This is a genomic window from Lentilactobacillus buchneri (assembly GCF_018314255.1).
Lineage (GTDB): Bacteria > Bacillota > Bacilli > Lactobacillales > Lactobacillaceae > Lentilactobacillus > Lentilactobacillus buchneri.
In genome coordinates, this window is sequence record NZ_CP073066.1 from 1,874,356 (window position 1) to 1,896,491 (window position 22,136).

At 46.2% G+C, this 22,136-nt stretch carries 21 protein-coding genes and 1 pseudogene; 20 read left to right on the forward strand and 2 right to left on the reverse strand.

What is annotated here, in order from left to right; translation table 11 throughout:
* Positions 1-35: 35 nt before the first annotated feature.
* The 9 genes from rihC (at position 36) to guaB (ending at position 8,880) form a co-directional block, all read left to right on the forward strand.
* Entirely contained in the window at positions 36-950 is a 915-nt protein-coding gene (gene rihC, locus KE627_RS08785) for a ribonucleoside hydrolase RihC (RefSeq protein WP_013727410.1), read from the forward strand.
* 441 nt (positions 951-1,391) lie between these two features.
* A complete protein-coding gene (pepT, locus tag KE627_RS08790) occupies positions 1,392-2,669 on the forward strand; it encodes a peptidase T (protein ID WP_173667577.1) in 1,278 nt (425 codons plus the stop codon).
* A gap of 248 nt (positions 2,670-2,917) precedes the next feature.
* Positions 2,918-3,655: a 16S rRNA (guanine(527)-N(7))-methyltransferase RsmG gene (gene rsmG / locus KE627_RS08795; RefSeq protein ID WP_013727412.1), complete on the forward strand. Its 738-nt coding sequence runs from the start codon at positions 2,918-2,920 to the stop codon at positions 3,653-3,655.
* Between the two features lie 13 nt (positions 3,656-3,668).
* On the forward strand, positions 3,669-4,433 hold the full coding sequence (locus KE627_RS08800; protein ID WP_056938820.1) for a ParA family protein: 765 nt from the start codon (positions 3,669-3,671) through the stop codon (positions 4,431-4,433).
* Complete coding sequence (locus KE627_RS08805) at positions 4,426-5,310, forward strand: ParB/RepB/Spo0J family partition protein (protein ID WP_013727414.1); 885 nt, start codon at positions 4,426-4,428, stop codon at positions 5,308-5,310. Before KE627_RS08800 ends, KE627_RS08805 begins: the two co-directional genes overlap by 8 nt.
* Before the next feature lie 27 nt (positions 5,311-5,337).
* Positions 5,338-5,523: a DUF951 domain-containing protein gene (locus KE627_RS08810; RefSeq protein ID WP_013727415.1), complete on the forward strand. Its 186-nt coding sequence runs from the start codon at positions 5,338-5,340 to the stop codon at positions 5,521-5,523.
* A gap of 22 nt (positions 5,524-5,545) precedes the next feature.
* On the forward strand, positions 5,546-6,646 hold the full coding sequence (ychF, locus tag KE627_RS08815) for a redox-regulated ATPase YchF (protein WP_013727416.1): 1,101 nt from the start codon (positions 5,546-5,548) through the stop codon (positions 6,644-6,646).
* Between the two features lie 24 nt (positions 6,647-6,670).
* Complete coding sequence (locus tag KE627_RS08820; protein WP_056938821.1) at positions 6,671-7,414, forward strand: DUF1129 family protein; 744 nt, start codon at positions 6,671-6,673, stop codon at positions 7,412-7,414.
* Positions 7,415-7,728: 314 nt separating this feature from the next.
* Positions 7,729-8,880: an IMP dehydrogenase gene (gene guaB, locus KE627_RS08825; RefSeq protein ID WP_013727418.1), complete on the forward strand. Its 1,152-nt coding sequence runs from the start codon at positions 7,729-7,731 to the stop codon at positions 8,878-8,880.
* A 28-nt stretch (positions 8,881-8,908) separates the two neighbouring features.
* Here the strand turns inward: guaB and KE627_RS08830 are convergent, their stop codons facing one another.
* Positions 8,909-9,124 (reverse strand): hypothetical protein, encoded by a 216-nt coding sequence (locus tag KE627_RS08830; RefSeq protein WP_041805588.1) that lies wholly within the window; start codon positions 9,122-9,124, stop codon positions 8,909-8,911.
* Between the two features lie 312 nt (positions 9,125-9,436).
* Between KE627_RS08830 and KE627_RS08835 the strand changes: the two genes are divergently transcribed.
* From KE627_RS08835 to KE627_RS08875, 9 genes are all read left to right on the forward strand, one after another.
* Complete coding sequence (locus KE627_RS08835; protein ID WP_056938822.1) at positions 9,437-10,255, forward strand: NUDIX hydrolase; 819 nt, start codon at positions 9,437-9,439, stop codon at positions 10,253-10,255.
* A 113-nt stretch (positions 10,256-10,368) separates the two neighbouring features.
* On the forward strand, positions 10,369-11,799 hold the full coding sequence (locus KE627_RS08840) for a nicotinate phosphoribosyltransferase (protein WP_172874480.1): 1,431 nt from the start codon (positions 10,369-10,371) through the stop codon (positions 11,797-11,799).
* A gap of 172 nt (positions 11,800-11,971) precedes the next feature.
* Positions 11,972-13,741 carry an oleate hydratase gene (locus KE627_RS08845; RefSeq protein WP_013727421.1) on the forward strand — a complete coding sequence of 590 codons (1,770 nt, stop codon included), beginning with the start codon at positions 11,972-11,974 and terminating at the stop codon, positions 13,739-13,741.
* Positions 13,742-13,754: 13 nt separating this feature from the next.
* Positions 13,755-13,982 carry a hypothetical protein gene (locus KE627_RS08850; protein WP_013727422.1) on the forward strand — a complete coding sequence of 76 codons (228 nt, stop codon included), beginning with the start codon at positions 13,755-13,757 and terminating at the stop codon, positions 13,980-13,982.
* Between the two features lie 786 nt (positions 13,983-14,768).
* Complete coding sequence (gene croR, locus KE627_RS08855; protein WP_013727423.1) at positions 14,769-15,458, forward strand: response regulator transcription factor CroR; 690 nt, start codon at positions 14,769-14,771, stop codon at positions 15,456-15,458.
* A 31-nt stretch (positions 15,459-15,489) separates the two neighbouring features.
* On the forward strand, positions 15,490-16,656 hold the full coding sequence (locus tag KE627_RS08860; protein ID WP_013727424.1) for a sensor histidine kinase: 1,167 nt from the start codon (positions 15,490-15,492) through the stop codon (positions 16,654-16,656).
* Between the two features lie 12 nt (positions 16,657-16,668).
* Positions 16,669-17,934, forward strand: a complete 1,266-nt coding sequence (locus KE627_RS08865; protein WP_013727425.1) for a D-alanyl-D-alanine carboxypeptidase family protein — start codon at positions 16,669-16,671, stop codon at positions 17,932-17,934.
* 127 nt (positions 17,935-18,061) lie between these two features.
* Complete coding sequence (locus tag KE627_RS08870; protein WP_013727426.1) at positions 18,062-18,853, forward strand: AzlC family ABC transporter permease; 792 nt, start codon at positions 18,062-18,064, stop codon at positions 18,851-18,853.
* Between the two features lie 11 nt (positions 18,854-18,864).
* The gene (locus tag KE627_RS08875; protein WP_013727427.1) at positions 18,865-19,197 is read left to right on the forward strand and encodes an AzlD domain-containing protein; all 333 of its coding nucleotides are present in this window, start codon (positions 18,865-18,867) and stop codon (positions 19,195-19,197) included.
* 120 nt (positions 19,198-19,317) lie between these two features.
* Here KE627_RS08875 and KE627_RS08880 read toward each other — a convergent pair whose 3' ends face one another.
* The gene (locus KE627_RS08880) at positions 19,318-19,698 is read right to left on the reverse strand and encodes a YueI family protein (RefSeq protein ID WP_013727428.1); all 381 of its coding nucleotides are present in this window, start codon (positions 19,696-19,698) and stop codon (positions 19,318-19,320) included.
* Positions 19,699-19,890: 192 nt separating this feature from the next.
* Between KE627_RS08880 and KE627_RS08885 the strand changes: the two genes are divergently transcribed.
* Positions 19,891-20,793, forward strand: a complete 903-nt coding sequence (locus tag KE627_RS08885) for a hypothetical protein (protein ID WP_013727429.1) — start codon at positions 19,891-19,893, stop codon at positions 20,791-20,793.
* 367 nt (positions 20,794-21,160) lie between these two features.
* Positions 21,161-22,117, forward strand: a pseudogene (locus KE627_RS08890) (AI-2E family transporter).
* Positions 22,118-22,136: the final 19 nt, after the last annotated feature.

The following is a 22,136-nucleotide window of genomic DNA, read 5'->3' on the forward strand; positions in this document are numbered from 1 at the left end:
GATATTAACAAATATTGTTTGGAAAGGAACTTATCATGACCATCAAAATTATTATGGATACCGATCCCGGAATTGACGATGCTGCCGCTTTAACCATGGCGTTGAACGATCCCGAGATTGACCTGAAGTTGATTACCAGTGTTGCCGGCAACGTTACCGTGGACAAGACGACTAAGAATGCGCAAAAGATTGTCCGCTTCTTCAATAAAAAGGTGCCGGTCGCAGCCGGTGCCAAACAGCCGTTGATTAAAGAATTTGAAGATGCTGCCCGGATTCACGGTGAATCAGGGATGCCAGGCTATGATTTCCCAGAAGATCTGCCAAAGCCATTGGATGTTAGTGCCGTTGAGGCTTTAAGAGAAACGATCATGAGCAGTGATGAAAAGATTACTTTGGTCCCAACTGGTTCTTATACCAACGTGGCCTTGCTGTTCAGTGAATATCCTGAAGTGAAGGACCACATCGAACGGATCGTCGCAATGGGTGGGTCACTTGGAAAAGGCAACATGACTTCTGCTGCCGAGTTTAACGTCTTCACCGATCCGGATGCCGCACGAATTATGTATAATTCTGGAATCCCGATTACGATGGTTGGCCTGGATATTACGATGAAGGCCCTGATCACCCCGGACTCTCTCAGCAAGCTCGAGCACATGAACGAAACCGGTAAGATGCTGCATGACATCATCATTCATGATGGTGATAACAGCGCTGAAGGAATTGCCATGCACGACGTCAACACCATCTTCTACCTGCTTCATCCAGAAGCAATTACCACCAAGAAGATGTGGATCGACATTGTCACTGACGGTCCAGCCATTGGCGAAACTGTCGGCGATATCCGTGGTGCTTACCATGATGGCAAGACCAACGCTAATGTTTGTGTGGATATTGACGCTGGGGCCTTTAACAAGTGGTTCTTGGATGAAGTTTCTAAGATTAATAAGTAAATTTTCTAGGCAGTCAGATATTTTTTCTGGCTGTTTTTTTGTTGGACGGCTGTAATAGTTTTTCTGCACCCTACGTCTTGACACTTTCCCAGTTGATTGGCATAATGAATCTAACATTAAAAACACATGAGAACAATGCGATGACGAGAAGAGTAGTGATCGAGGCGATCTAAAGAGAAGAGCCATTTGGTGAGAGGCTTGATTGTCAAGATGATGAAGATGAGCTCCGAGCAGGTGACCGGTAGAAGCCGGTGATCCGTCAGCAAACGTTATTTTGCCGGATATCGATTTTAAATGGTACCGTCGAGGTGTATTTTAGATACACGAAGATAGGGTGGTAACGCGCAGGAGCGTCCCTTAGTCCGTAGTTGGGCTAAGGGGCGCTTTTTGTTTTCTCATAATCCAACATACATTGCAAAGTAGGTGAAATCATTGAGCGAAATAACTGATTATGATTCTAAATTAATCGAGGAACTATTCATCAAATATGCCAAAGTCAACACGAGATCCGATGCGAACAGTCACACAGTGCCAACCACTGTCGGCCAGGTCAAACTCGCGAAAATGGTTGAAAAAGATCTTCACGATTTGGGGATCGCGGATGCCAAGTACGAACCTGAAAATTCCTATGTGATTGGGAGCTTGCCGAGTAATTCTGATAAGGATTTGAGTGCGATTGGATTTATTGCCCACTTGGATACCGCCGATTATAATGCCGAAAACATTCAACCTCAGGTTCATCCAAACTATGACGGCGGCGAGATTGTCTTGAACGCCGAGAAGCAGATGGTGTTGAGCCCGAAAGAATTTCCACTGCTTAAGCACTATGTTGGCCAGCGGGTCATCACGACTGATGGCACCACCTTGCTTGGCGCAGATGACAAGGCCGGAGTTGCAGCAATCTTTGGCGCTCTCAAATATTTTCTAACCCATCCTGACGTTGAGCATGGAGATGTAAAAGTCGCCTTTGGCCCCGATGAAGAAATTGGCCGTGGCGCTAAACGGTTCCCTGCCAAAGAATTTGGGACTGAATTTGCCTATACCTTGGATAACGGCCAGCCCGGACAAATCGAAGCTGAGACCTTTAATGCTTCCGAGGCCAAAATTGATATCCGCGGCACCGCGGTTCATCCCGGGGATGCTTATGGTTTGATGGTCAATGCCGTTACCTTGGCCAATGAAATTATGAGTGCATTGCCAAAAGACGAGGTTCCTGAAAAAAGTCGCGATCACCAAGGCTTCATTTTGGTCACCGACATGACTGCAACAGTGGGGGAGGCCCATCTCAATCTCATTATTCGCGAGTTTGATACGCAGAAATACCGTCGTAATTTGGCACTGTTACATCAGATTGTCGACCGAATTAATGATCAATATGATTCTCCAAGAGTCAGTCTGAAGATTAATGAACAGTATCAAAACATTGGCGATACGGTCAAACAGCATCCATACATCGTCAATCTGGCATTGAACGTCTATCATCAGCTGGGAATAACGCCCAGCATTACACCGTTTAGAGGCGGCACTGACGGTAATGCGATTACCGCAAAAGGCATTCCAACGCCCAACTTATTTAACGGTGGTGACAATTTTCATGGCCCTTATGAATATGTCAGTACCGAAGCGATGACCAAGACGGCTCAGGTGGTCAGCGAGATTGTTCAGGAACACGTCCGCGAATATGGGCACCGCGACGAGAGCCCAGTTAAATTAAATTAACACCAGACATCAGCAACCAGTCAATCCGACTGGTTGTTTTTATTTGCGGATTGATCAGGTTGACAACTTCAATAACCTTGATTTACAGGTGAATTTACTAAACTCAATAAATTCATGGCAAAACATGTTAAAATCTTATATGTATGCAACCGACAAATGTCTTTGGACACCTTGTCAGTCAAGCTATTTTAAGGTAAAGTATAATAAGACGTGAAACAGATTGTTTCACACATCAGGAGAAATCAAGCATGAACAATGATCAATTCAAAAAGGCGCTTTTGGATAAAGGTATCGAAGTCACTGACCAGCAGATGGATCAGTTCGATGCCTATTTTAAGCTGTTAGTGGCCGTTAACGAACACGTTAATCTGACCTCAATTACAGAAAAGCCTGAAGTGTATCTCAAACATTTCTACGATTCGATTACACCAGCCTTTTTTGTTTCACAGATTAAAACAGCGCCATTGTCGATTTGTGATGTGGGAGCGGGGGCCGGATTTCCATCATTACCGTTAAAAATTCTTTTCCCACAACTCAAAGTGACGATCGTTGATTCATTGAATAAGCGGATTAACTTTTTGACAACCTTGGTCAAAGAATTGAATTTGACCGGCGTTGAGCTGTTTCATGCCCGCGCCGAAGAATTCGGCGGTAAAAGATCTGAGCATCGTGAGCAGTACGATCTAGTGACCGCCCGTGCCGTGGCCAGATTAACCGTCTTGAGTGAACTTTGCCTGCCATTGGCTAAAGTCGGCGGCAAAATGGTTGCCTTAAAGGCTGCCAAGGCTGAAGGGGAACTGTCGGATGCTCAGCCAGCGATTCAACTGCTTGGCGGCAAAGTCTCGGGGGACTTTGAATTTTCACTGCCAGTTTCTGATGAAGAACGGCACGTTATTGTGATTGATAAGGTCAAGGAGACACCTAAGAAATATCCACGAAAGCCAGGGACACCCAACCGTGAGCCCCTGGATCAAATCAAACGATGAGGAGGGATGAAAGATGACATACGTAATCGCGCTTGCGAACCAAAAGGGCGGCGTCGGCAAGACCACGACGGCCGTCAATTTGGGTGCCGGGATGGCTTCGCTGGGGAAGAAAATCCTCCTGGTAGATGCCGACGCTCAGGGGAATGCGACCAGTGGAGTTGGCGTCTCAAAGGCAGACATCACCAAAGATATTTATGATGTCTTGGTGAATGAAGAACCGATGGCAGAAACAATCGTCCACACCTCACATGAGGGTTTGGACATTGTCCCGGCAACCATTCAACTGTCTGGTGCAGAGATTGAATTAACACCCCAGATGGCCCGAGAGACCCGTTTGAAGGCCGCCCTGGATGCCGTCAAAGACCAATATGATTTCGTATTGATTGATTGTCCACCGTCGCTTGGTTTGATTACTATCAATGCTTTCACAGCCAGTGACTCGATTCTCATTCCGGTGCAGAGTGAATACTATGCCCTGGAAGGGTTGAGCCAATTATTGAACACCATTCAATTGGTCAAGAAGCATTTCAATCCAAATTTGAAGATCGAAGGGGTATTATTAACCATGTTCGACGCCCGAACCAATCTGGGCGAACAGGTTAATACCGAGGTCCGCAAATTCTTCAAGGATGAGGTTTACGACACCATTATTTCAAGAAACGTCCGCTTATCGGAAGCACCAAGCTATGGTCTGCCAATCATGGATTACGACCCAAAGTCAAAGGGTGCTGAGAAATATATGAATCTGGCAAAAGAGGTGCTGGCAAACCATGGCTAATAAGAAAAAACTAACTGGTCTTGGCAAGGGGATTGAAGCCTTGTTCCAAGACAATAATGTCGATACGAGTAAAGAAGATGTCGTTGACCTGAAAGTCAGCACCATCAAGCCCAATCCGTACCAGCCCCGCCACCGTTTTGACCAAAAAGCGTTGGAAGATCTGGCCCTTTCAATTAAGAACTCCGGTGTCTTCCAGCCAATCATTGTCAGGCAGCCCGATCCGGAAGTTGACTCATTTGAATTATTAACTGGTGAACGTCGACTGCGGGCATCCAAAATTGCCAAGCAGGAGACGATTCCGGCCATCATCCGCAGTGTCAATGAAGAGCAGATGATGGAAATCGCTGTGATGGAAAACCTGCAGCGAGAGGATTTGACCACGCTTGAAGAAGCGGAAGCCTACAACATGTTAATGAGTCGACTGGACCTGACCCAGGCACAGGTTGCTGCACGATTGGGCAAGAGCCGGCCATACATTGCCAACTACTTAAGAATTCTGGGCCTGCCGACCGAAGTTAAGAAAATGCTCGAAGACAAGAAACTCTCAATGGGCCAGGCCAGAACCCTGCTTTCGGTTAACAACAAGCAGGAACTCATCAAATTGGCTCGCAAGTCAGTCAATGAATCATTAACTGTCCGTCAACTGGAGCAGGCTGCTGCCAAGATTAACGGCAACAAGCCGGCTAAAAAGAAAAAGGCCCCCAGAAAATCACCATTTGTCAGGGCGTCAGAAGGTCAACTCCAAGAAAAATTTGGCACATCGGTTTCGATTGTCAATTCATCACGCAAGAAGGGTAAAGGTAAGATTGAAATTGAGTATACCTCAACTGACGATCTTAACCGGATCCTGGAAATGTTTGGGGTCGATTTGGACTAGTCACGTTGCCGAAAGGAGACTTCATTTATGTATGATTTAAACGATTTAGTTGAAATGAAAAAGCCTCATCCATGCGGCACCAACCGCTGGCAGATCATTCGAATGGGTGCGGATATCAAAATCCAATGTACCGGCTGCGGCCACATTGTGATGATGCCCCGAAGAGAATTTGATCACAAATTAAAAAAGATCCTTGAAAAAGCTGAAAAATAAACCAGAAAGAAGCGTTTAAGTTATGTCTTTAACAGCAGGAATCGTCGGCTTACCAAACGTCGGCAAGTCGACTTTGTTCAATGCGATTACCAAGGCCGGAGCGGAAATGGCCAACTACCCATTTGCCACCATCGACCCCAACGTCGGGATGGTTGAAGTCCCCGACAAGCGCCTTGACCGAATTCAAGAATTAATTCCAGCCAAGAAAGTGGTTCCGACCACCTTCGAATTTACCGACATTGCCGGTATCGTTAAGGGTGCCAGCAAAGGTGAAGGACTTGGTAACAAGTTCTTGGAAAATATCCGTCAAGTTGATGCGATTGTCCACGTTGTCCGTGCATTTGACGATGACAACATTACCACGGTTTCCGGCAAGGTTGATCCACTGGACGATATCGACACCATTAATTTGGAATTGGGCATTGCCGACCTGGACTCCGTCAACAAGCGGTTAGGGAAGGTTCAACGCGCTGCCAAGGGTAATGACAAGGAAGCCAAAGCGGAATTGGCCGTTCTTGAAAAAATCAAGCCGGTTTTGGAAGACGGCGGTTCGGTTCGTTCAATCGACTTTGATGACGACGAGCAAAAGATTGTTAAGGGTCTATTCTTGTTGACCAGCAAACCGGTTCTCTACGTTGCCAATATCGCTGAAGACGACATGGCTGACCCGGAGAACTCCAAGTATTTCCCAGAAATCAGGGAATTCGCTGCCAAAGAGGGTGCCGAAGCAATTGCGGTCGCTGCCGGTCCCGAAGAAGAAATTGCCCAATTGGATGACGACGAAAAGGCTGAATTTCTGGAGGCTGAAGGAGTTAAGGAGCCCGGTTTAAACCGGCTTATCAGAGCCTCATACAAGCTTTTGGGCCTGCAGACCTTCTTCACTGCAGGTGGTAAGGAAACCCGTGCCTGGACCTTTAAGAAGGGTACCAAGGCCCCTCAAGCTGCCGGGATCATCCATTCAGACTTTGAGCGGGGCTTCATCCGTGCCGAAGTCATGGCCTTTGATGATTTGGACAAATTGGAGACACCAGCAGCAGTCAAGGAAGCAGGTAAACTGCGTCTTGAAGGAAAAGATTACGTCATGCAAGATGGCGATATTGTTGAATTTAGGTTTAACGTTTAGACGTTATTTTAAGGAGTGAAGCTAGTGAGTAGCAACGATGACACACAGCGCAATGCCAACAGCAAAGCGCGTCAGAAGAATGCCCAGGTGCATCAGGATCGGGATCATGCGGCCAAAATTGTCCATTCCCAGTTCGATAACATTGGGTTAACCAAGCGGAATGCTGAGTACATGTTCAAGTTTAACCAGGCACTTGGCGCCACCAAACTGTCTGCAGACAAGAAGAACGAAGCCGTCCAGACAATGGTTCAGGAATTGCTGGAGGGCCAGAAGTCAGGCAAAACTGCCAGAAATATGTGGGGGACTGTCGATCAAAAGATTGAAACGACGGTTCATCCACCGGCAAGGCCAGCTGATCCACGCAGAGACTATTGGAAGAACGCCGGGTACAATGCTGTCCTGTTTTTGACGATCTTCTTCTTGATGTATGGGGTTCTGTGGTTCCTGCCAACAAAGGGCGGCCAACACTCACCAATGATGGGCATCACTGGAATTCTCATTAGTGCGGCAGTTGCCGGCTTGGGCATTCCAATTGTGACGATGATGTTCACACCAGGTGTTAAGCATCGTTTCTCAATTTGGATTCGCATCATCCTGGTCGTCTTGTTCCTGATCGTGTGGATGGGAATCTTCACGCTGTCATCAATTCTACCGCCAGTTTTGAACCCAGTCTTGAATCCAATCGTCTACATCGTGTTGGGTGTGTTGTCAGGAGTGGCAGCCTTCTTCGTCAGACGCCGATTCAACATTACCGGTGGTGTATTCTAAAACTAATAATGCATTTAACGATATGGTTTGGTCAGATGATTTGTCATTTGATCAAGCCATTTTTTGTCCATGCTCCAAACACGAACAATAAAATGTAAATTTTTGAAATAAATGCCAGACGACGAAAAAAGATGAACGATGGTCTTTATTTATTCGGAAGAGTCGTGTATAATCAATACAATTTCAGAAAACGATTTGCTTAAGGGCCTCATCATTTTTATGAGAAGCGTATGAGAATTCTTTCAGAGACGTTGAATAACTAAAATGAAAATGATAAGTTATTAAGCAATCAACATTTAAAAGGAGCGAGATAGATGGTTAGTTGGGATGAAAAATTCGGTAAAAAAGGTTTGACGTTTGATGATGTGCTGTTGATTCCTGCAGCGAGCGATGTTTTACCAAATGATGTGGATTTATCAGTACAATTGGCAGACAACTTAAAGTTGAATGTTCCTTTTCTAAGTGCCGGAATGGACACTGTTACCGAATCGAAGATGGCGATTGCGTTAGCCAAGCTTGGTGGCATGGGTGTGGTTCATAAGAATTTGAGTATTGAAGATCAAGCCGCTGAGATTGCCAAGGTGAAGGCAGTTAAGAAGACTGCCGACACACCTAAAGCTGCGGTAGACGACAACGATGCGTTGTTGGTTGCCGCCGCTGTTGGGGTTTCATCCGATACTTTTGACCGGGCATCCGCTTTACTAAAAGCCGGTGCCGATGCGATCGTGATCGATACCGCCCATGGCCATTCAGCCGGAGTTCTTCGTAAGATTGCCGAAATTCGTGACCACTATCCTCACACCACTTTAATTGCCGGCAACGTTGCCACTGCCGCCGGAACCGAAGCCCTTTTCCAAGCCGGCGTTGACGTTGTCAAAGTTGGAATTGGCCCCGGCTCGATCTGTACGACTCGGGTTGTTGCCGGCGTTGGCGTTCCTCAAATTACAGCTGTCTACGATGCAGCCAGTGTTGCCCGCAAATGGGGCAAGGCAATCATCGCTGATGGCGGAATCCAGTATTCAGGCGACATCGTGAAGGCATTAGCTGCCGGTGGTAGTGCCGTGATGCTCGGAAGCGTCTTCTCCGGAACTGACGAAGCTCCTGGTGAAGTCTTTGAAGATCATGGTAAGAAGTACAAGTCATACCGTGGCATGGGCAGTGTTGCTGCCATGGAACAACAACATGGTTCAGCTGACCGTTACTTCCAAGGCGGTGTCAGTGAAGCCAACAAATTAGTTCCTGAAGGTATTGAAGGCGAAACCGAATATAAAGGCAGCATCAACGACATCGTTTTCCAGATGGTCGGCGGCCTGCGTTCAGGAATGGGTTACACTGGCTCAGCAACCATCAAAGATCTCAATGACAGCGCCCAATTCGTGCAAATCACCAATGCCGGCTTGAGAGAATCTCACCCGCATGATGTCAACATTACTAAAGAAGCACCTAACTACAAACCAGAAGATTAATGCATCTCAAACACCTGCAGGTCAACCGCTATCCGCGATTGACCTGCTTTTTTATCTTCAAACCAAGTTTGGTTAAAATGTCGCCGGGTTCCAGTTCACCGGCTCCGCCTGCTGTAGTGGCTTGGATTTCGAGCCTGTAGTCTCGAAATGCCAAGATGCTGTAATCACGACTTGCAGTCGTTTCAACAGCATGGACACTACAGCTGGCAATGCCGGTAAACTGGAACCCGGCTACTGGCAGCATATCTATGAGTTTGGATAAAAGTGATTGAAAAGGAACTGCACGATTCGTGAATCAAACGGAATGAGGCCGAATTTTGCTGGTTTGGCATTGACAGCCATAGTGAAAGTGTTGTTGAAGCCGATGAAATCGGCAATTACAACACCTTTGTATTTCAAGACTACAGGCTTGAAATCAAAGCCACTATGGCAGGCAGAGCCAAACCAGCAAAATTTCCCACTTGAGCTGCCTCTTAGTACTTACAGGACGAGAGGAATGCTAAGTTTTCATCAATATCGACAACAATTATCATTTTTATTACTAAATAGGAGTATTATGATTCTGTTAGTAACATTAATCATCAAGGCAGGAGGCATACCGTTGGACTCACAAAATATTCTTGAACGGCCATTTATCACCATCACTAATTTAATCTGGAGCTTCGACCACGCCACCAATCGGGTCAATATTCTGCTGGTCAAACGCGATAACGATCCTTACAACAACTACTGGGCATTACCGGAAACCTTTATGCGCTCCCAGGAAAGTGCCGAAGAGACTGCGTTGCGCCTAGTCCGAGAAAAGATTGGCATGGATTTGTCAGGCAGTCACACTGAACAGTTGGCAACCTTTACCAATCCTCTGCGGACACCTGGCGATCGGGCACTGTCTTTGGGGTACATGACATTTTTACCCGATAAACCGCAGCTCAAGGCGGGTTATGGTGCCTCGGATGCCCGGTGGTTCACCATGGGATATACGGATAAAACGTACACCTTTAGCGATTCGGATCATATTTTCCAATCCACAGATTGCCCGGTTCAACGGACGTACTATGCAGAATTTGGCGGGACCAACGCTGATCCTGACAAACACCTGGCATTTGATCATGAATGGATTTTGAAGGTTGCCTGTGAGCGAATTCGCAACAAACTGGATTATCAGCCTAATATCCTGTTGATTCTTGGGCGACAATTCACGCTCAAAGATGCTCGGCGGGTCTATTCGCCATTTTTAAAACTTCGGGTGGATCAAATCGACAACTCGAATTTCAAGAAAAGCCACCAAGATCTCTTTACTGATATTGGTTCCAGCGAGGTCAACGGTCCCGGTCGGCCGGCTCGGTTGTACAAATTAGCTCATTTGCGGGCGTAAACGCTTGAAATGTTATCGGAGTCGTTGTAACGTAGAATAAAAGTTTGGAACACTTTTATTTTAAGAATATAAAAGTTAAAGGTACTTTTAATCCCAATGAAAAGAGTCGAAACATAATGAGTAACTTATCAATGTTGACAGATTTATACGAATTTTCAATGGCTAACGGCTATCGACAGACGATTACCGATGAGCAGGGGGTCTTCGATGTCTTCTTCCGGAAGGTTCCCGATAACGGTAGTTTTGTGATTGCTGCTGGCTTGGAGCAGGCCGTCAAAGCGCTGCAGAATTTCCACTTTGACGATAGTGACATCGAGTATCTCCGGTCACTGAACCTGTTTCAAGAGAATTTTTTGACGTATTTAAAAGATTTCAAATTCGATTGTCAGGTATCCGCCATTCCGGAAGGGACGCCTGTCTTTCCACGAGAACCGCTGCTGACAATTCGTGGACCGCTGCTGCAAACGCAATTATTTGAGACAATGATTCTCAATATTTTGAATCATCAGTCACTGATCGCCACCAAGGCCCGTCGGATTACCTACTCGGCTGATGGCCGGCCGGTGATGGAGTTTGGTGCCCGACGAGCGCAAGGCCCCGACAGTGCGACGTATGGTGCCCGAGCTGCTGTGATTGGCGGCTGTTCCAGTACTTCCAACGTGTTGGCAGCCGAAGCATTTGGCATCCCGGCCGCCGGCACCATGGCCCATGCTTGGATCGAATCGTTCCCAGACGAATTGACCTCTTTTGAAAAATGGGCAGAAGTTTATCCAGACAATGCCGCCTTACTGGTTGATACCTATGATGTGTTGAAATCTGGCGTGCCGAATGCGATTAAAGTCTTTAAAGAATTGAAAGCCAACGGCCACAAACCAGTTGGAATCCGAATTGATTCCGGTGACATCAGTCAACTTTCCAAGGCTGCCCGCAAGATGCTCGACGATGCCGGTTTGCCGGAAGTTAAGATTACGGCTTCAAATGCCCTGGACGAGCACGTGGTCGCTTCACTCCTTAATGAGGGTGCGCCGTTGGATAACTTTGGGATTGGTGAGAAGCTGATCACTAGTGCTTCTTCACCGGTCCTCAGCGGGGTTTACAAACTCGCTGCCGTTATTGAGAACGGTAAAATGATTCCTAAGATCAAAGTCAGTGCCAGCCGGGAAAAGGTTACCCTGCCTGGTCTCAAGCAGGTCTACCGGCTTTATCAACCGGGGACTGACAAGGCCTTTGCGGATGTTATCGCCCTCAGTGATGAATCCTTGGATCAACCGATTACGGTGGTGAAGGCTAACCCACTGGCTACCAAACGGGAACAGCGAATCGAGAAGTTTGACGCCAAGCCACTCCAAAATGAAGTTTTGGCCGGCACGGATTTGAAGATGGCTTTTCCAAGTGTCTTTGATATTCAAAAGTATTCCAAACAAAAACTAACCGAGATTCCAGCTGCCACTCAGCGGTTGGTCAACCCGGACGAATTTCCAATCTATGTGACCACCAAGCTGGCTGCCTTGCAGGAGAGTTTGCTGGAAGCGGATGCTCAGTAGTTGCATGACATTTTAAGAAATGATTAGAGCTGTTGGTAAAGTTGTTGCTTTTCCGGCAGCTCTTTTTCTCCCAAATCGGTCTGGGTAAATTTGACCCTCCTGAGGTGGGATGGGTTTATAATACCCCTGTAAACGGTTACATGACAGATGTGCTTTAGAAGGGGGCATATTTATGTATTATTCTAATGGCAATTATGAGGCCTTTGCCAAACCCAAGAAACCCGCTGGTGTTGCCAACAAGTCAGCCTATTTGATCGGTTCGGGTCTGGCGTCACTGGCCGCCGCAGTCTTTCTGGTTCGTGATGCGCAAATGCCGGGGGAAAATATTCACGTCTTAGAAGAGCTGTCACTGCCAGGAGGCAGTATGGATGGCATTTATAATCCTGACAAGGGCTATATTGTCCGTGGCGGTCGGGAAATGGAACAGCACTTTGAAACCTTGTGGGACCTGTTTCGGTCAATTCCAAGCTTGGAGAATCCCGACGTCTCAGTCTTGGACGAATTTTATTGGCTGAACAAGGATGACCCGAGTTTTTCACATGCCCGGGCAATCGAGAAGCGCGGCCACCGAATTCCAACTGACGGCAAATTCACCCTGTCCAGAAAAGCAGTGGAAGAAATCGCCAAGTTAGTGATGACACCTGAAGACCAATTGGATAATTTAAAGATCAACGACGTCTTTTCCGATGACTTCTTCAAGTCTAATTTCTGGCTGGATTGGTCAACGATGTTTGCCTTTGAACCATGGGCCAGTGCTGCAGAAATGCGACGCTACCTGATGAGATTTGTTCACCACGTTGGCACGCTGCCAAATATGTCGTCACTAAAATTCACCAAATACAATCAGTATGAGTCGCTGATTAAACCGATGGTCAAATACCTGGAAGATCGGGGTGTCAGTTTCCAATTCAATACCACGGTTGAAAATGTGATTGTCGACACTACTGATGGGAAGAAGACCGCTACCAAGCTGGAGATTATTGAAGACGGGGTGGAGAAAAGCATTGATTTGACGCCAAATGATTTCGTCTTCATTACCAACGGGTCGATTACTGAAAGTACGACCTATGGGGATAACGATCATCCGGCAGCGAAGGAACATGCGGTTGGCGCAGCTTGGACGCTTTGGGAGAATCTGGCTAAACAGGATCCTGCATTCGGTCACCCGAAGAAATTTTACCAGAACATTCCTCCGGCCAACTGGGTGATTTCTGCCACGACCACGTTCACTGACGATCGAATTGTGCCATACATTGAGCGGATTACCAAGAAAGATCCGCACAGTGGTCAATTGGTTACCAGCGGGCCAGTGTCGATTCGGGATTCCAACTGGTTGATGGGACTAACGGTTAGTCGTCAGCCACATTTCGCTCAGCAAAAACCAAATGAGCTGGTTGTCTGGACTTATGGCTTGTTCTCAGATTTACCTGGAAACTATGTTCAAAAGAAGATTGCCGACTGCTCAGGAATTGAAATCTGCGAGGAGTTCTTATACCACATTGGCGTCCCCGTTGATGAGATCGAAGAGATTGCCCAATCAGCCAACACGATTCCGGCCCACATGCCGTACATTACCTCGTACTTCATGCCGCGGCAGGCAGGCGATCGACCGCTGGTTGTCCCAGCCGGTTCAACCAACTTGGCATTTATCGGTAACTTCGCTGAAACAAGGCGTGACACGGTCTTTACCACCGAATATTCAGTCCGGACGGCAATGGAGGCGGTCTATCAACTGCTGAACGTCGACCGTGGTGTTCCAGAGGTCTTTGATTCATCGTTTGATATTCGATCGATCCTTAGTTCTGTGTACTATTTGAATGACGAAAAGTCCTTATTGGAATTACCGTTGACCCCACCGGAAAAAATGGTTATTCAGCGATTACTGAAACATGTTAAGGGAACTTACTTGGAAGAACTTTTGAAGGATCAAAAACTCATCTAGGGAGATGGCAGGTATGAAAGCAAGATCAGTCATTTGCGGTGGTTTATTGTTTGCGGTCGGCGTGGCAACGGGGATGCACGTGGATCATTGGGCACATGAAATGCACCATATGCATCATCACGGCCATGGCCCGCATATGGGTCCGGGTCACTTCCACGACCAACCTTTTGAAGATATTGGTGATCTACCTTATGTTCGCGAGACGCGGACTGATGGGGGAGGTTTGAGGAACGAAGTTTAGAGTGCGGAACAAGCCGTTTAGCTTTTGAGCATTAGTGTGATAACGGGCGTTAACGCTGGTCCTGCGTTAACGCCCGTTATCGGACTAAGCGGAGAAAGCTGGCTTGTGGAGCGCATTTCTGCTAGGTAAGAGAAGATCTTAAAAGAGAATCGTCAACATGGTAGAACCACCAAGTAAAACCACCAGATACAAGTAAGCCAATGATGAACGGTCTGTGTTCATCGTTGGCTTTAATTGTTTGTGTGGCAGAGTCCTGGGGCTTTGAGCACGTTTCTGATAGGTAAGAGGACACATCCAAAGAGAATCGTTAACACAGTAGAACCACTCAATAAAACCACCAAGTAGCCGGAGGCCAACAATTGGGGGGCCAAAAGCTTCCTCATTCAGAAGTTTCTAGCCCACTTCCTGGAATTACTTGGTGGTTTTTGTGTGAGGATGATTTTACTGTGCTATTGTCCTTGTTTCCTAGCGGAAACGTGCGACGAGACCCAGATGCTAACTTCTAAGAGTGCTTTGGTTAAAGCCCCAAGCCCTGGGGCTTTAACCAAAGCACTCTTAGAAACCGCATCTCCCGGGTCTCGTCGCACTCTCTTTTTTTAAGTTCCCCTTAAGCTTCCGATGCTATCCTTGTAAACGTTGTGCAAACGCCTTACAGTAACATTTCAGACATGCTTGTTGAATTTATTAAAAAGTGTAAAATCAAAACTGGATGCTAATTGATAAAGCCAGACACATAATAATGATAAAATAATAGTAAATACAGACGATAATGAGGTTGATTACACTATGAAAATTTTAGTTGTCGATGACGATAAAGAAATTGCTCAGCTTCTGGAAATTTATATTCGAAATGAAGGCTACGAGCCCGTTTCCGCTTACAGTGGCCAGGAAGCCCTGACCCGCTTACGGACTGAATCCGACATTGGTTTGATGATCTTAGACATCATGATGCCTGGGATGAATGGGATTGAAGTTGTCAAAGAAGTGCGTAAGGATTCTCAGATTCCCATCATCATCTTGTCGGCCAAGACCGAAGACATGGACAAAATTCAGGGCCTGATCAGCGGTGCCGACGATTATGTTACCAAGCCGTTCAATCCTCTGGAAGTCATGGCACGGGTTAAGTCGTTGCTGCGGCGGACTGAAGAGCACGTCACTAACGATACGCCCGATGTTTTGGACATTGGCCCCTTAACCATCAATAAAGATTCTCACGAAGTCAAAACGATCACCGGCACGCCGATTCAGCTGACTGCCTTGGAGTTCGGTATTTTATACCTCCTTGCCAGCCATCCCAACCGGGTCTTTTCAGCTGACGAAATTTTTGAGCGGGTTTGGCGACAGGAGAGCATTGTCTCGGCCAAAACCGTCATGGTCCATGTCAGCCATCTGCGTGACAAAATTGAAGAAGCCACTAACGGTGAGAAAGTCATTCAAACTGTTTGGGGTGTCGGCTATAAGATCGAGTCCCATTAGGCCAAATCAATTTTGAAATGGGGGATGCCGCATGAAACTGACAGGTCGTGAGAAAACCGAGCTGTTTTTGGAAGGTGTCGTAACAGTCATTTTGCTTTTGCTGCTCAACCTTTCAGTGATCATTTTAATTAACCAATCAATCTCCACCAACCCAGGGCTGCGGGACGGAATTTTCATTATCAAACGATCGATTTTAATTGGCCCCGACCACATGCATCTCTGGAGCTGGGAGAATATTTTTATTGTCCTCCTGCTGCTGTTTGATGGTGCGGTGGTTTATTGGCGGCTGATCAGACGTTACCACCAAATGCAGTTGCGTCACATCATCAGTGAGCTGCATTACATTGCCAATGGTCATTTGAATCACCGAATTCCCTTTAAACTGAGTGGTAATACTCAATCGGTGGTTGAAAGCATCAACGCCTTGGTTGACAGTGTCATCAAGTCAATGGACGAGGAACGGGCAATTGAAAGTTCCAAGGACGAACTGATTACCAATGTCAGCCATGACTTGCGGACGCCGTTAACCTCTATTTTGGGCTACCTGGGCTTGATTCGGGATAAGCAATATCACAGTCAGGAAGATTTGCTGAAATATACCGAGATTGCTTATTTGAAGGCCAAACAAATGAAGTCCCTGGTTGATAATTTATTTGAATATACCAAGGTCAAACAGACCGGAACGCCACTTTCCATCAGTAAGATTGACCTCAATCAAATGATGGAACAGCTCGTGGCCAGTTTTGAGCTGGAAGCTGATAAAAGCGGGCTGGCAATTGCTGCTAAAGAAACGGATAAGCCCTTATACATTGAGGCCGACGCCGAAAAGCTGGGCCGGGTTTTCAATAACTTGATTTCCAACGCCATCAAATATGGCAAGGGCGGCCACCACATTTATTTGAGTGCCGCAGTCGGCCAACCTGGCGAAGTTGTCATTCACGTTGCCAATGATGGGCCGGAGATTCCGCAAAAATCACTTGATCAAATTTTTGAACGGTTCTATCGGGTGGAAAGCTCTCGCAATAAGGATACCGGCGGCTCAGGTCTGGGACTGGCAATTGCCCAGAGTATCATCGATTTGCATGGTGGCTACATTAATGTCAGCTCCGATGAAAAGTTGACGACCTTTGCGATTCATTTACCGGTTCAACATGGTGATAAATTAAGCAAAAAGCCCCGCCAAAAAATTGCTGAATAAAAGGAGAACTTTATGAAGCATCGAATCAAAATTTTAACGGCCTTAATGGGCTTTTTTTGCGTTTTAACACTATCGATGACGGTTGATGCCAAGTCGACAGTTACCCCGGAACCAGCTATTTATGCCAAATCAGCGATTGCTGTCGACGCCGACAGCGGCCAAATTTTATACCAGAAGAACGCCAATCAGCCGCGGGCAATTGCGTCGATTTCCAAGTTAATGACCGTCTATATCGTTCATCAGCAAATCAGGGCCAATAAACTGGCCTGGGATGACAAAGTTAAAATTTCATCGGAACTTGCCAAATTAAGTACGGCATCCGGTCTCACCAACGTACCGCTGACCGCCGGCAAAGCCTACTCCGTCCGCCAATTAGTCAATGCGACTTTGGTCGAATCCGCCAATGCAGCCGCCTTGGCACTTGGCCAGAAAGTGGCTGGGACTGCAACTAAATTTGCCGCGTTGATGAACAAAACCGCCCGGAAGATAGGCATTTCCGATGGCCACTTCTACAATGCTTCCGGTTTGACCAACAAGTTAACCGGTAAATTGGCTTTATCACATGTCAGTGCCAATGCTGAAAACTTGTTGTCGGCAAAAGATGTTGCTTTGCTGGCTCAAAAGCTGCTGCAAAAGTTCCCCAAGGTGACCAATATTACCGAGCAGACGACGTCAACATTTTATGGGACCACCATGACGGGACATAATCAATTGATTGATGATCACAATTTGGGTCAGGGTGTTCGCGTTGATGGGTTGAAGACTGGAACCTCCGACAAGGCAGGGGCGTGTTTTGTTGGCTCGGCCACGACAAATGGAAAGCATCGGATTATCACAGTGGTGTTAGGTGCCAGAAACAAGTCCGCCAACGATCCGGCACGGTTTATTCAAACCGCCAAGTTGATGAAATGGGTTTATGCTACTCATCAACCGATTAAGTTGGCAGCCGGAGCGACGATCGCTGGGGTCGATAAAGCTAAAATTCCCGATGGCAAACAGACGACCATCTTGCCGGTTACCAAGGCGACCCACTGGGCTTGGGCCGACAAAGGCACTTCTGCCAAGCAGATTTCTGGTCAATACGTTAATCAGCCTGCCAAACTGACATCGCCGACTAAAAAGGGCACTCAGGTAGGCCAGGCTCGGCTGAGCATTGACGGCAAACGATTGCAATACATTGGCCACTCGGCTGGCAAGCTGGTGATGGTGACCAATCAATCTGTGAAAAAAGCCAATTTCTTTGTTCGCCTATGGCGCGCGATATTACGGCTGTTTTAAAATTCAATTACACAAAAGGTGTTTATTAATTGAGTCATATCCCATATAATTGTATTTGGATTGTGTTTACATTATTTTTACACACATGTCACGAATGTGTGAGATGGGTTTAGATGGAGGAATCCTTTTGGGAAAAGCTGTCGCAAAATCTAGGGAGAAGCTGCCATATTGGCGAAGAATTCTTGACGCTTCTTTGCCTGTAGATTTGAGTTATATTCCAATTGGGCTGGCATGCGGTATTTTATTGAACGCTTCCGGCTTTAACGTTTGGACCACTTTAATGGTTTCAATCATGGTCTTTTCCGGTGGGGCTCAATTCTTGATTGCGTCTCTTCTGGCCACTAATGCGCCGATGCTTTCGGTCATTTTAATGATGTTCTTTCTTGAACTGCGGTACGCATTGCTGGGGTCCAGTCTTTCCAAGTATCTGCATGGAGAATCCTTGGGGTTTACTGCATTGTTTGCGGCATCAATGAACGATGAAAACTACGCGTTGAACTATTTAAAATTTTCGACGGATAAGAAGTTTACCCCTCATGAAGCACTACATGTTGAACACATGACGCTGATCTTTTGGACAATTAGTAACATTATCGGCAGTCTAATCGGGTCGGCCATTAACATTGATTTAACAATTGTCCATTTTGCACTGACCGCGCTTTTCCTGTATATGATTGTGGTTCAGCTGAAGAATGGGTTGATTATTGTAATTTGTATTTTATCAGGATTCTTGGCGGCTTTCTTTATGGTCCTTACCAAATCCACGTTGGGGCTGGTCTTATCCACTTTGACAGCATCCTTCATTGGTTTTTTGGTCGAAGCGACGATCAGAAAGTACAAACCCAAGAGTGGTTGGCTGCGGCCGATGAAAAACCCTGCCGGATCGCCTGAAGACGCCGACGAAGACGCTGATGACTAGGAGCTATCTTTATGGAATGGAACACAACACAGCATGTATGGTTAATCTTGGGGTGTTTTTGTGTGGCTTTTGCGCCGCGACTGATTCCCCTGATGTTTTTCCGTACCCGAAAAATTCCAGATTGGTTTAACGAATGGATGAGATATGTCCCAATCTCGCTCTTCACGGCGTTGGTTGTCAAGGACATTTTCATTTCACCTGAATATACCGTTACCATCGTCAACCGGGCACCTGAGATGATTGCGGCCGTCATTGTGATTGGGATTGCTTATTGGACTCGTTCCATGGCAATTTCGGTTGTTTTGGGGCTGGTTGCTGTTTTCCTCTTGGCAATGGTAGTTTGATGAGCGACAAGTTACATACAAAAAGGTCGAGGGAAAGGTGATTTTACCTATCTCTCGACCTTTTTATTTCTGGTCATTAATCTAGTTGGACTTGTGTGGGAATCTATTTGGATTAAATTCTTACAGTAAAATTCTTCTTTTAATTTTCTCAGTCGGATTGGCCACCACCAGGCCAAAGTCGTCGGGACTCAAGCGTTGGTCGACCCGCATCCCGTTTTGCACGAGAATGGTGTACTTGTAATTTTCTTTAATCGCAATGTCCATGAATGGGTCGATCAAGTCCTGGTCCATCCGGCCGTTGATGTAGAGGCGGTATTCCGGATAGTTTTTTAAGATCTTAGTGACCATTTCCGCCGTGCCGGCTTGCTGGAGCTGGCCGATCGTCAGCGCTAAGGCGACTCGTTCTCTGAAGTTGCCAAGAAATGCCCGTTTCTCATCCGGCTTGATCTGAGGATTGCCAAACATGTGCTGCTTAATATATTCTTCTGAACTGTCAGCCATTTGCATGCTCCTTTCAAATCTTTAAAATTAATATAACAAATATTTTGATCAAAGTCTCGATCTGTCATTTGTTATAATAGTCTCTAATGATTGTTTTTCCAAATATCGTGAATCATGGCATGCCAGTGAAAATGCCAATTAGGGAAAAATGTTATAATAAATTTGAACAAATTTTATTAGGAGGGCTTCAATTTGAAAAAATGGATCTGGATTGTAATCGCCATCGTTATCGGTGCATCAGTTGGTGGTTACGCATATGCCCGTCATAGCCAAAACGAAAAAATTTACGCTGAAGCTATGCAGCGAGGCCGCCTTCAAATTTCGAATGAAAAATACACCGCTGCTGAAACATCGTTTACCAATGCCTTAAAACGCAAACCGAATGATGATAAAGCGGATAAGATACTGAACCAAACGCAATCGTTTATTTCCGCCAACGATTTATTTGACGACCTTAAATTCGGTCAGGCAAAGAGTGAGTATCAGTCAGTCGTCGACACCAAGAAGGGTAATGAACTACTGTCTGATCGTGCCAAAGCACAAATTACCAAGATTAAAGGCATCCAAAAGAACCGTCAAAACTACAACAAGATTTATAATCAAGCCTTGGATCAGGCCGGTAATGGGCAGTACACCGAGTCCAACAGTACGCTGGATAAGATTTTCTCTGATAAATCAATTCATCAAAAGTACTATGCCGATATTCTGAAGAAGGCCGAAACATTGCGGGATAAGAACAATGATGCCATCAGCGGCAATGCTTCCGCTAGTTCCAACAGTTTTGACTCCAGCACATCAGACAGTAACACCAGCAATAATCCCAACGTTTCCGGCGCTAAGGGTGCTAGTTTGACGTCGTCTGAGAAGAAAGCTGCCGCTGCCTACAAGGGCTCAAATGAATACACCGTGACCAAGGGCGACCGCGATCTTGACGGCAAACCGATTACGGCTGCTCAGATCACCAGTGCCAGAAAGCAAATCAGTGCTGCTGGTGTCGATTCCAACGCAATGAGCGACCAGGATGTCAGAAACGTCATCAAGGGTGCTCATAAGAATGGCGAAACAATCGGCCAGTACGTGAAAGCCCGATATTAAGATTCGGTAAAGGGGTTGTGACAAAACTAACGTTTTGACAACAGCCCCTTTGCTTGTTTCATTTTATATAGCTGGAACGTGTGCCAAAAGGCCGCTTCCTAGGCATAACCTAGAATAACTTTCCGAGCTTTTAGCTCAAAAAGTCATTCTAGGTTATGCAACGGAAGCAAGACCGCCTTTTGGCACACTCCCTTTCTAAGTAATAATACTTGTGAGAAACCGTTTTCTAAGAGTAAAATTAATTTTAATTAGAAATCACGAGGGGGTTGGGTATTTGTCAATTTGGGCAAGGTTCGTCAACAACGTACCACTGAGAAGATTTACCGTGTTGATGCTGGTCATTTTTGTGCTTTATGTAACCCGGAGCATGATCAGCACAGTGCTGTTAACCTTTATCTTCTGTTTGTTGGTGGTTAAATTAACCAATGCAATCCGCAGGCACATCAAAATTCCGGCAGGCATTATCGTCACGGTCGTTTACTTGTTGGTAATTTTGGGGTTGTACTTTACGGTGACCAAGTATATTCCAAAGATTGCTGATCAAACCATTCGAACGACACAGGACATTATCCTCTTTTACACCGACCCCAAGAATCTACCGGATGATACTACGATGAGCTGGTTGAATGAACTGATTAAGCAAAGTAATATCATGGCTCAGATGAAAAATGGCGTGTCGCTGGTTTGAAAATATGTGACCGGCGTTGGGACCATGGGAATAACGCTGTTCTTGTCGATGATCTTGAGCTTCTTTTTTGCCATTGAGCAGCGAACCATGACCAGATTTTCCAAACTGTTTCTTGAAAGTGATTTTGGTTGGTTCTTCCAAGACTTGTACTTCTTTGGCAAGAAATTTGTCGCAACGTTCGGTGTTGTGATTGAAGTGCAATTCTTCATCGCCATCTGCAACACAGTTCTTACCACCATCGTGATGGCTTTCATGCATCTGCCGCAACTGGCAGCCTTGGCATTGATGGTCTTCATCTTGAGCCTGATTCCAGTGGCCGGCGTGATTATTTCCTTTGTGCCGTTGTCATTGGTGGGGTATTCAGTCGGCGGGTGGAATGATGTCTTTTACCTGTTGATCACGATCATTGTCGTGCACGCGTTTGAAGCTTACATTTTGAACCCCAATTTTATGGCCTCCAAGACCAACTTACCAATTTTCTATACTTTTGTCGTCTTATTGATCGGCGAGCACTTCTTTGGCATTTGGGGATTAATTTGTGGGGTGCCTATTTTCACCTTCTTCCTCGATATTTTGGGAGTCAAGAAGCATGAAGGCAAACTCGACAAAGTCCCAACCAAGCCGGGGGAACCATAGAAACCGGATTCACTTTATA